This window comes from Thalassotalea sp. Y01 (assembly GCF_012932945.1).
Lineage (GTDB): Bacteria > Pseudomonadota > Gammaproteobacteria > Enterobacterales > Alteromonadaceae > Thalassotalea_A.
Window position 1 is genome coordinate 213,474 of record NZ_JABBXG010000003.1, and the last position, 11,533, is coordinate 225,006.

At 39.5% G+C, this 11,533-nt stretch carries 7 protein-coding genes; 6 read left to right on the forward strand and 1 reads right to left on the reverse strand.

The window, feature by feature from the left end; genetic code table 11:
• Positions 1–263: 263 nt before the first annotated feature.
• On the reverse strand, positions 264–1,079 hold the full coding sequence (locus HII16_RS05840; protein WP_169128309.1) for a formyl transferase: 816 nt from the start codon (positions 1,077–1,079) through the stop codon (positions 264–266).
• 669 nt (positions 1,080–1,748) lie between these two features.
• Between HII16_RS05840 and HII16_RS05845 the strand changes: the two genes are divergently transcribed.
• From HII16_RS05845 to HII16_RS05870, 6 genes are all read left to right on the forward strand, one after another.
• A complete protein-coding gene (locus tag HII16_RS05845) occupies positions 1,749–3,557 on the forward strand; it encodes a parallel beta-helix domain-containing protein (protein ID WP_169128311.1) in 1,809 nt (602 codons plus the stop codon).
• 104 nt (positions 3,558–3,661) lie between these two features.
• Positions 3,662–5,197 carry an SO2930 family diheme c-type cytochrome gene (locus HII16_RS05850; protein ID WP_169128313.1) on the forward strand — a complete coding sequence of 512 codons (1,536 nt, stop codon included), beginning with the start codon at positions 3,662–3,664 and terminating at the stop codon, positions 5,195–5,197.
• 347 nt (positions 5,198–5,544) lie between these two features.
• Entirely contained in the window at positions 5,545–6,237 is a 693-nt protein-coding gene (gene ssb / locus HII16_RS05855; RefSeq protein ID WP_169128315.1) for a single-stranded DNA-binding protein, read from the forward strand.
• 357 nt (positions 6,238–6,594) lie between these two features.
• A complete protein-coding gene (locus HII16_RS05860) occupies positions 6,595–7,911 on the forward strand; it encodes a site-specific integrase (protein WP_211183416.1) in 1,317 nt (438 codons plus the stop codon).
• The gene (locus tag HII16_RS05865; RefSeq protein ID WP_211183417.1) at positions 7,904–9,487 is read left to right on the forward strand and encodes a site-specific integrase; all 1,584 of its coding nucleotides are present in this window, start codon (positions 7,904–7,906) and stop codon (positions 9,485–9,487) included. Before HII16_RS05860 ends, HII16_RS05865 begins: the two co-directional genes overlap by 8 nt.
• Positions 9,487–11,532: an integrase gene (locus HII16_RS05870; protein ID WP_169128317.1), complete on the forward strand. Its 2,046-nt coding sequence runs from the start codon at positions 9,487–9,489 to the stop codon at positions 11,530–11,532. The genes HII16_RS05865 and HII16_RS05870 overlap by 1 nt, the downstream gene beginning before the upstream one ends.
• Position 11,533 lies beyond the last annotated feature (1 nt).

Genomic DNA, 11,533 nt, shown 5'->3' on the forward strand with positions numbered 1-11,533 from the left:
AAACCAGCCTTATGGCTGGTTTTTTACTTTCTAGGATTTGCTTTCTTTAATTGGGTTTTAAGTTTACTAACAATACCTAGCTAATTGCTAGAGTAAGCTAGAGCCCTGCCGGCGGAACCGCCTCTCGGCAATTGCTCCCTGCATTGCTCTACCTCCTGCATCCATACAGTCGTGGGCACCATATATAAAAAAACCAGCCTTATGGCTGGTTTTTTACTTTCTAGGATTTGCTTTCTAGGCTTCATCGCTCTACAAATGTGGTATTAGTAATGCTGTTTAATAAAACGATTGTAAGCATCCTTGTCTACTAAGCGCATACCGGCGTCGTCAAATCGTTGTAAATCCTCCTGGCTTGGAAAGCTAAAGTAGTTACCTTGCCCTTGCTGCGGTAGCGCCGATATCGTTTGTTCATTATCTATGGCGTTAATCGCTTGCAGTATATCCTGACTGCCTTGTTGATATAGGCTTAATACTTGAGACAAGTAACATGCCTGTGGATCTCTTGCTTGTTTAGATATTTTGATGACGTCACCAGCGTCGATATTGCCGTCATTAATGAAGTGTAATGTTGTGCCTATCTTAGATTCATTGTTAAGCATTGCCCAAAACGTTGCCATCACCCCTCGATAGTCAGGTAATACCCCAGAATGAAGATTGATAACGCCGTTACTGGCTACACGAATTGCTGGTGGTTTTATGATACAACCATAGCGGATAGAGACAATAAGCTCCGGCGCTAGCTCGTTCAGTTTTGCCAGTGACTCGTCTTGATTAATGTTATTGACCAACTCGATTGGTGATTGTAAATAGGGATTCAATTGTTCAAACGACACGTACTTACTGTGTGCTTCTGGTTGCAGAGGCTGTTCTGAATGCGTCGTTTTAATGGGGATTAAATCATCCCAATGTTGCTCAAACTGCTTTAAGTTTTGCAGCGCGTCTGGGTGCTGTTGTGTACGTTTACCAACAGCGTTTGATAGGTACAAATTCAGCCTGTGTTGCTGCGCTAAGCTGGGTAAGATTTTGTTTAGACAAACATTCGCGGCAAGATCTTTATTTGCGACAATTAAAATATTCATTCATTCTGCCTACTACGTCAACAACCACTCGGGTTTCCTAATGCATCGCTTTAATGACTGCTATTTTTAGCCATATTAGCAATAGTAAGCAACTTTATGGCAAAAATTTCGCTGCGGTTACAATTTTTTTTGATGGTCGTACCAGTAGAAAGCTTTACTAATGCAAATTTTATAAAGTAATTACTCTATAATGTTGTTTTTGGAGTAATTGCTCTTTAGAAAGCTGTTGTTATTAAAGGGATTGAAAGTTATATAAAGCGAATTTTTAATTAGAGTTCGATCTGGTAGGTGGTCTATGGTCTGATGACTTATTAAACAACTATTAACAACTGTATCATTAAAAATTAACCACATTAGATGTCACCGAAATTTGTTGCTCTTGTAATCAAATGTAACTCCATGTAAGTTTCATTCCATACTAATCGTAGGATAAATGTCCAGTTTAGTTTATTGCGCGACTTGGTCAGTTTTTAATAATTATGGTTTAGGAGTACATTGATAAATTGTTTATTTATCAAATGGTTAAATCGGATTTTATACTCCCCTCTTTTATTGGATTCCACGGATTAACAAAAAAACTATTGTCTGTTTTGTGAACTTTATGTTACAAGTTAGACCTCTGACCAATAAATGCTCAATAAACAATTAAAAATATAAAAGAGGGTGAAAATGGGTTACAACAAAGCGAACGATTGGAAGAAATCGTTATTAGTCGCTGCAGTATCGGGAGCACTAATGTTAACAGGCTGTGCCGGTGAAGATGGGGAAGACGGCGCACAAGGTTCATCAGGTCTACAAGGTCCAGTAGGTCCAACAGGGCCACAAGGTCCAACAGGTGACAACGGTCAAGATGGCGAAAGCTCTGGCGGTACTGGCGAAAATGGTTCTGGTGCTTCAGCATTTGCCTACACCACATCAGATTACGCCATTTACTCTGATTCAATTTTTGTAGCAGATTATTTTGACGGCGATCTAAGTGACGGCGCTGACATTACTGATGCGATTAACATGGCTATTTTTGACCTACAAGATGGTCAAACTATCGTTCTTCCACAAGGTAACTTTAAAGTTTCTGACACCATTCTTATTCAAGACATGGAAGATGTGACGTTCACAGGTTACGGTATTAATGAAACGCAACTTAGCTTTAAAGAAGCAACGGCGGCTGAAGACGCGGTTCGTTTCGAAGGCTGTAAAGATGTTGAAATCCGTGATTTCACTGTACTTGATCCAAAGAAAAACGGTATCAAAGTTAAAGGCAGTGATGGTGTATTAATGGCATACACTGGTGCGGTTTGGCCAGAAGGTCTTAAATCAGACAATGGCGCCTACGGTTTATACCCAGTAAGCTCAAGCAATATCATCATGGAGTATAACTACTCTTATGGTTCTGCTGATGCGGGTATCTATGTTGGTCAATCAAACAATGTTGTTGTTCGTCATAACGTCGCACGTATGAACGTAGCAGGTATTGAAATTGAAAATACTATGAATGCCGATGTATACAAAAACCTAGCGATTGAAAATACCGGTGGTATTTTGGTATTCGATTTACCTGGTCTTGAGCAAGCTTACGGCGGTAATGTTCGTGTATTCGATAACGAAATGATTGCCAATAATACCGAAAACGTTGCGCCATTTACCTCTACTGTTGGTTTAGTACCACCAGGCACTGGTTTCCTTAACTTGGCGACCTCAGGTGTTGAGGTTTATCACAACTACTTCCGTGATAACAAAACATCAGCAATGGAGTTTGCGAGCTACTTCCTAGTTCAAGATGATTTCTCAAAATATGAGAATGATTACTTGGCAACAATGATTCAAGGTTGGTCGCCAAACTACAAATTGAACTATGTTCACGACAACGTGATTGAGCGTTCTGGCGCTGACTGGGCAGGTTTGTTGTTACAAGCTGAAATCGTTCCACTCCCTGCTGGCGTGCCAGAGGGTACTCCACAATTCACTATCGCTAATGGCTTTACTGGCCTTACGCTTGAGCTAGTTGCTGATCCAATAACATTTGAGTCTATGCCAACTGGTGGTGTTGTTGATAACACCGGTAAGTTAATGCCTGCGATTTTGTTTGATGGTATCGGCCAATTTGTATTTACGCAAACGGACTTATTCCAAGATGAGCAACTATTGGCGTTAACAGCAAACAAGGATGCGTTCACGGCATACGAACGTGAAGATGGTTTGTGTTTACAAAATAACATTGATGGCAATTCTGCGGCTTCTCATGGCGAATTTGGCGATGCCAAAATCGGTACCGTATTCCCTGTGGATATGGCCGGAGCAGCAGTTAAAGGTATTTCTGGTGGCTTACCTGCACCAGTATTCGCTCTAGATAATATTCACGGTGATGCGCACCCATACGCCTGTACTCAAGAAAGACTATCGCCAACAACGGTAACTTTCCGAGGTATGAAATACGGTTGTAATGGTGATGATCAAACAGCTTTCTCTTGTAACTTATAAGAGTTCAAAGAGACGCGCATGACAAGGTAATTTAAGGTGGGCACTGCCCGCCTTAATTTTGAACCCAAAACTTGTAAAAAATTTGTAGTGGGTAGGTGAATAAAATGAAAAATTCTAGAAGTGTAAAACTCATTTCACTGGCAGCTATTTTCAGCTTAGGTTTAACTGCTTGTGGCAGTGACAGTGAAAGTTTGCCAGAAAACAACCAAAGCGTTTTGCAAGATGCTGATGGCGATGGTTACGCTGATCACAATGATGCTTTTCCTGATAATGCAAACGAATGGTTTGATACAGATGGCGATGGTGTTGGTGATAATGCTGATGCATTCCCTCATGATGAAACCGAACAATTAGACAGCGATGGCGATGGCCGTGGTGATAATATCGATGTATTTCCTAACGATCCAAATGAATGGAAAGATGACAACAGCAATGGCATAGGCGATAACGCTGACAGTGGTCGTCCAATCAACGAAGACGCTGGTGGCCCAACAGGTGGCGAAGGCGACTGTGATGCTGATGTTGACGGTGTTAACTGGGATGCGTTGATGACCAAGAACTGTGCAAGCTTGTCTTCATATAACTTGTTTACAGACAGCACAGATCCTACAGCGGGTACTAATTCAGGTGGTGTACCATTTGATTTAGCGATTCCGCTGTTTACCGACTACTCGAGTAAGTATCGTTTCGCCTTTTTACCAGGTGGTACGCAAGCGAAATATACTGAAAATGAAATCTTTGATTTTCCTGTAGGTACTGTGTTGGTGAAAACATTTACCATGCCAGTAGATACAGCGGACCGAAGCGGTGACGAACTGGTTATCGAAACGCGTTTGTTAATTCACCGCGAAAACGGTTGGAAAGCATTGCCTTATTATTGGGATGCTGAATATGCAGATGGTAAAGACGCGAAACTTGCGATTACCGGTGCCAGCCTAGACGTGACTACGATGCACAAAGGTGAGCAACTAGACTTCACCTACCGTGTACCGAAAGCGACAGATTGTAATGCATGTCACCAATTAGAAGGTGAAAGCAGTCTTGAATTCACGCCAATTGGTCCAAAAGCACGTAATTTGAATAAAGACTTCGATTACGCGTCAGGCACTGAAAACCAGTTAACCTACTGGCAAGATAATGGTTTGTTAGCGGGCATGCCGTCAGCAGCAGATAGCTTGCAAAAACTGATGTTATTCAGAGATGACACACAATTGAACCAGTTGTCAGCAGAAGAGCTTGATAATGCAGCGCGTGGTTACTTAGATAGTAACTGTGCACATTGTCACCGTTCAGAGCTTAGCTTGTCAGAACGTGGCTTAGATGAGTACACAGGACCTGCAGGTTATACCGGTCTGCAACTTGAGTTTAACCGTGACTTAAATGAAGAAACGTCTAAGTTTGGTTTGTGTAAGCAACCGATTGCTAACCGTGATGACACCAACCGCGAAGAGCTAAAAGACGAGTTCCCAGAGAGCCTGCAATACGATGTTGTACCAGGTCACCCGGAAAAGTCTTACTTGCTTTATCGTATGACAACAAATAATGCCAATCAGCGTATGGCACCTTTGGGCCGCAGTATCCACCATATAGAAGGTGTTGAGTTGATAGCAGAATGGATTAAAACTTTGCCTGAGTGTTAATTAATAATAATAAATAACCATTAGGCAATAGTACTCTGGGGAGAGTAAGCCGATAACCAATGTTATCGGCTTTTTTTTGCCTTAATTTTGAGCAATGACGCGCTAAAATATTGTTTTTAAGTTAGTTCCCAATCGCTTGATTGCTGATTGATAAAAAACCTTATATTTGACCCTTTAATTGTGCTTTTTAAATTCAAAATTCAGTGCTAAGATGGCAGACTTAACTGAATTTGATAATGCATTTCAATTCATCTTTATACGTTGGTATAGAGGCATCGTAACTCGTTTCCAAACGTCAACGACGAGTTATTTAATGATTCACATAAAATAGAAACAGGACTTTTCACATGGCCAGTCGTGGTGTAAATAAAGTAATTATTGTAGGTAATCTGGGCCAAGATCCAGAAACACGTTTTTTCCCTAATGGTGGAGCAGTATGTAATGTAACTATTGCCACCTCTGAAAGCTGGAAAGACAAACAATCAGGTGAGCCGAAAGAGCTAACTGAATGGCACCGTGTTGTCTTCAATGGTCGTCTAGCTGAAATTGCTGGCGAGTATTTGAAAAAAGGTTCTAAGGTTTACATCGAAGGTAGCCTACGTACGCGTAAATGGCAAAACCAACAAGGTCAAGATCAGTACACCACTGAAATCCGTGCAAACGAAATGCAAATGCTAGACTCTCGTGGTGCAGGCGCAGGTCAAGGCGCTGGCGGTAACTTCTCAGGTGGCGCAGCAGCGAGCGGCGCGGCAGCAGGTGCAGCTTCTGGTGGATTTGCTCAGCAAAACCAAGGTGGCTTCAACCAAGGTCAAGGCAAACCAGCTATGCAGCAAGGTGGTTACCAGCAAAATCAAGGCGCTAACTTTAACCAGCAAGGAGGCAGCCAACAAGGTGGTTTCTCTGGTGGTCAACAAGGTGGCTTCCAAGGTCAGCAATCAGGTGGTCAACAAGGCGGCTTCTCTGGTCAGCAAAACCAGCAAGCAGCTAAAGTGAACCCTCAAGAGCCAGCAATGGATTTTGATGACGATATTCCATTCTAGATCACGTTAAATGTAAAAGTGTTAAATTAAGCGCATATTTTACAAGTTATTATGACGAACCCAGCATTTTTGCTGGGTTTTTTATTTTTACACTTTTAAATGATGAAATATCGAACTATTAGTAGGATCAACGTAAACAAAATTGTAAAAATAAAACAAAAAATGAGTGAGTGAATTTCGATTGGCGATCAGAATTTTGGTCAATACATATAGTTCTAAAATCGAACTCTATTGACATTTTTAGGCTGAATCAGTATAATAAGTCTAATTATATCATATGCTTATAAAAAATATCAGTCTTTAACTTCAAATTTTCTTATGTTAGCTTTTAGGTCTAGCTGCATGGGAATGTTAAGAATGTTCGTAAAGACAATACAATTTCAAAATGGTGAAAGATATCCAGTACTTTGGGGTAATGATGGTTTCCCCCATTTTCACACCACTCTTTGGGTTACCTCTAAACTAAGGCCAGAATCTCGGGCAGCGCAAACGATAGAGAATAAGCTTAATCATATTAAGTATTTCTTAGAATGGCAGCAGGAAAAGCAAAGAGATCTTTATGTTGAATTTCAAAAAGGCCAATTTCTCACAGATTTAGATATTGAAGAGCTCAAAACTTACCTCGCAGTAAATATCCCTTTAAAAAAATATTCCAAAAAAGCTAATAAGAAAAATAAAGTCATATCAATGAATATAGCGCCTAAATTCATTGATGTTACGCCATCTGTTGGCAGCGACCATCATTACAACCGGATGACATCAGTAATTGAGTACTTAATATTTTTAGCGAAGGTTGCAACACAGCATATCAATAGCTCCAACATTAACAACAAGATTGAAATAATGGAAAAACGCTTCAAAAAATCTAGACCAAAAAGAAAAGGGAAAAAAGTCAAAGATGAAGTCAATAGTAAAAACATACCAAAAGAATTAATCCAAGAATTTATGGAAGTTGCACATTACGACAACCCTAAAAATCCATTCTCGGTAGAAAGCGTTCGTTACAGAAACCACTTAATGTTTCATTTACTCAAGAAACTGGCCATTAGACGCGGAGAGTTACTGTCACTGAAAATAACTCACATGGTGTTACACGGAAATAAAAAGTGCGTCTGGGTGAAAAGAACACACGATGACAAAAATGACACAAGAAATAAACAACCGGTTGCAAAAACGAAAGAGCGAATGCTTCGGATCGATGATGAGACAGCTAAGCTACTAAATACTTATATAGGTGATTATCGAAGCAAAGTGCCAAATGCAAATAAACATCCTTATTTATTTGTGGTGCATAGAAAAGGTGAAACACTAGGAGACCCTATTTCTACCTCGACTTTTGATAACACTATCGTACCAACGATGAAAAAAGTAGATGAGAAATTTAGCTTAATTCATCCTCATTTTTTTAGACATGATTGGAACGAAGAGTTTTCAGAAAAAGTCGATGCTAACAACGAGTTAGCGGCTGCGAATATTGAAGGTTATACACATATAGATAGTGGTCGCGAAGCAAAAATGAGAATGCACTACATGGGGCATTCCAGTGAAAAATCTGGAGACATCTACAACCAGCGCCACATAGCGAAAAAAGCAAATGAGGTATCTCTGACTGAACAAAATGAATTAAAAGAAAAAGTAGAACAAGCCCGAAAAGGTCGAGGTTGCCATGAGTGATTTAACATTGACAAATAATGAAAGCAGAGCAATATCGACCCTTAACTCTTCCTATAGAATATCAAGAGACGGGTATACATTTAATACTAACAGTAATGTATGGATATTAAACAAAGAAACTAAAATTAGCTTTCAGCCTGATGTTTTAGCGATTAAGCCAAAAACGTTAAAAGGCTTTAAAAGAACCTTAGCAAGATACGCCGAAGAGTATTCTGTTGGCCATACTTCTAATATGTATCTGCGATTCCAACGAATGATCCGTGATACTGGATCCAAAGAAGTAAATGACAATGTTATACGTAACTGGCGCGGAATGCTTAATGATGAAAATGAATGGTATTTGGGCTCGCTTCGAAGCTTTTTAATTAGTTGGTATGACTATGGCTACTCTGGCATTACACAATCGGTTGTAGATGTATTAGAAGGAATGCGTTTAAAAGGTTCTGTTAAAGGAGTTGCCATAGCCAATCGATGCCCATTATATGGTGGGTTCAGTCAGAATGAGCAACTGGCTATTGCCAGTGAGTTAGTTCGATTATTTGCTGAAGATCTCATTTCATTCGATTGTTATTCTTATCTTTCAACTCTGCAAGCAACAGCTAGAAGAGCAATTCAACTTCGTCAACTTAAAGCTCAAGATATTATCAAAGAGCAATCAGAGGGTGAAAACACATCAAATTACTACCTTAATGTGCCGAGAGCGAAACAACAGGGTGTAGGCTTTAGGCAAGCTTTTAAACGTGTAGCAATAACGGAAGAATTGTATCTTACTCTATTGAATTTAAGTAAAGCTCAACAAAAGAAATTAAGTAAAGCGTATGGCTTAAAATTGGGTCCGCTTCAAAAAACCTTAACTCCATTATTCGTTGACTGGAGTATTACTCAACAAATTTTCTCTAGTTCAAAAGAGTCAATTAAATTAGATGACTTGTTAAAAACAGATCTACTTCATAGTTCGACAATTCAGCTTCGTGACAATTTTATGAGAGCAGTAAATATTCATCATGAAGCTATTAGTGAGCGAACAGGTGATCGAATTTACCTTTCAGCAAGACGCTTTCGTCGAACTCGTGGTACTAATCTTGGGCGAAAAGGTATTAGTGCTGCGGTAATAGCTGAGGCATTAGACCATTCAGATACACAAAACGTTATGGTTTATACGGAGAACACAGCGGATACAGTGACCTATATTGATCAGGCTGTTGGTAAACAGTTAGCGCCATTTGCGAGAGCTTTTAAAGGGGAGATTATTTGCAATAGTACCGATGGTGAACGAGGCGATGATCCTACCGCTAAAATACCAAATAAAGATAATGACGTAGTTGGTGCATGTGGAACTAATGATTTTTGCGTTAAAGGTTATGAATCTTGCTATGTATGTGAAAAATTTAGACCTTTGCTGGATGCACCTCATGAGAAGTTTCTGGAAAGCCTATACAAAGAAAAAGAAGCGAGGTTAAAAACAACGAAAAGTGAAGAATACGCATCCACTAAAGACACTTTGATTCTTGCCGTTGAATGGGTTGTACAAACTTGCGCTGAGATGAATAAGAATCAAACAGGGAGAAACCAATAATGACTAACGTTGTAAGGTTCAAGGCAAAATCTGAGTGGACAGCAGAACAAAACTTACAGGACTTTATTGAAAACTGTCGAAACCATTTGATTGCATTTGGATCTGATAATTGGCTAGAAGATAATTGGTATACGTATAAGAATACTCGCAAGGTTGTTGCACGGTTTTCAACTAATTTAAAGCCGTCAAATTCATACCATTTTGAACCTCTTTCATCACCATTTATCGACTTTGCTAAAGCATACATAAAAAATGTATACACCGACAATCCCGTTTCCAATTTACAAAGACATATGGAAGCAATTCGTATACTCGAAGAAGCACTAATTTTAGGCGTAGGAGAGGCTGATATATTACGCATTGATGGAACTGTTTTAGCTCGTCTAAATGAGGTGTTCCACAGGCAACTATCTGATTCTACTGCACGAAATAAAGCAGGCTATCAAATGGAGATAATATTAAAGTTTTGTCGAAAACAATTGATCGCTCCAGGGTTGCCTGAATGGTCTAATCCATATCCTAAGAAAAAAGATTTAACAATCGCAGTTGATGAAAAAGGAGATGAATGCCGACAAGAAAAAATGCCAACCAATGAAGAAATGATGCTTGTTGCTGATATATTTAGTAAGGCTCCAATGTTAGGAGTAGAAGCTGAATATTTTACAGCAATATTTGCACTTTTGATGTGCGCACCTAGCAGGTGTTCTGAAGAGTTTGAGTTACCTGTTAACTGCCTGGAGTGGGAAGAAAACCGGGCCGGAGTAGAAAAGCTAGGCATTCGTTGGGTGGCCGCTAAAAAAGGCAAAGCGAAGATTAAATGGGTGCCAACTGAAATAGAAGATGTGGTAGTCGAAGCAGTTGAACGATTAAAACGAATTGGAAAACCAGCTCGCGAAGCTGCAAAATTTGCAGAAGAAAACCCAGGGCAATTTAACATACATTCAGGGTGTATCACACCAACAGGCTTTTCTCTTGATGATGCATTATCAATCGAACAATTTAATGCAGCTATATCAACAGATTATGCCAACTTTAATAGTGGTGTCATATGGTTAACTGAACTATATAACGAAACTAATGGAAATATATCTTATCGAGCATTAGGGGCTCATGAATATAAGAAATACACTCGTAAATTTCCAAACTGGCCTTATGTTGATAAGAATAAAAATGTAAAAGCTTCTGAGGCACTATTGCTTCATCGTGAAAATGAGTTCCATGCAGATTTCAATCCTCGTGGTTTTTCATTTTCTTTACCTACGGTTAATCACGTAAACGATCGTTTTGTTGAAAAAGATGCAAAAGGTGATCGTACTTTATGGGCAAAACATGGATTTAGTTTAAAAAGTGGTGAGTCTATAGAATTGAATACACATTGTGCACGGCATTGGTTAAGTACAATGAGTGAAGATGGAGGTATGGGAGAACTTCACTTAGCAAACTGGGCGGGACGAGCTCAAGTAAGCGATAACAGAAAATATGATAATCGACCAGAAGCAGAGAAAGCTGAACAAACCGCAAATCTAATGATACCGGAAGACGCAAATGTACTGGAAAAAATCAAAAATCGACTTCCTATCTCATTTGTTGATTTGGGGAAAAGCTTGCCTGGTTCTGCAATAGTTACAGAGCTTGGTATCTGTGAGCATGATTATGCAATATTACCCTGCCAGAGCAATGGGGACTGCGAAACATGTAAAGAATTAGTGTGTATCAAGGGTTTTAGTGACTCCTTGCAGTTACTTAAAAAAAGAGAGACTGAAGTTAAAGCTCAGTTAAGTAAAGCGATAAAAGATGAAGGTGCAGGTGTATTTGGAGCTGATCGTTGGGTTAGTAGTCATATTTGGCGAATAACTCATATCCGTACAAAAATCAGCTTACTTGAGAATGAAAATATTCCTGAGGGTGCGGTCATCAGAATGCCTGAAGAATACGACCCTTCTCCTGTTAAAGAAATGCTCAGAGATAAAGGGCTCGCTAATGATATTAAGCAACCTGCTGATTTAGATGTTCCTGATGATATTTTCAAAATAATGGAGTTGTAAT

What these genes read in the sequence shown, in the direction of transcription:
- HII16_RS05840 (WP_169128309.1), bottom strand. Translation starts at nt 1,079, where the DNA reads ATGAATATTTTAATTGTCGCAAATAAAGATCTTGCCGCGAATGTTTGT.
- HII16_RS05845 (WP_169128311.1), top strand. Translation starts at nt 1,749, where the DNA reads ATGGGTTACAACAAAGCGAACGATTGGAAGAAATCGTTATTAGTCGCT.
- HII16_RS05850 (WP_169128313.1), top strand. Translation starts at nt 3,662, where the DNA reads ATGAAAAATTCTAGAAGTGTAAAACTCATTTCACTGGCAGCTATTTTC.
- ssb (WP_169128315.1), top strand. Translation starts at nt 5,545, where the DNA reads ATGGCCAGTCGTGGTGTAAATAAAGTAATTATTGTAGGTAATCTGGGC.
- HII16_RS05860 (WP_211183416.1), top strand. Translation starts at nt 6,595, where the DNA reads ATGTTCGTAAAGACAATACAATTTCAAAATGGTGAAAGATATCCAGTA.
- HII16_RS05865 (WP_211183417.1), top strand. Translation starts at nt 7,904, where the DNA reads ATGAGTGATTTAACATTGACAAATAATGAAAGCAGAGCAATATCGACC.
- HII16_RS05870 (WP_169128317.1), top strand. Translation starts at nt 9,487, where the DNA reads ATGACTAACGTTGTAAGGTTCAAGGCAAAATCTGAGTGGACAGCAGAA.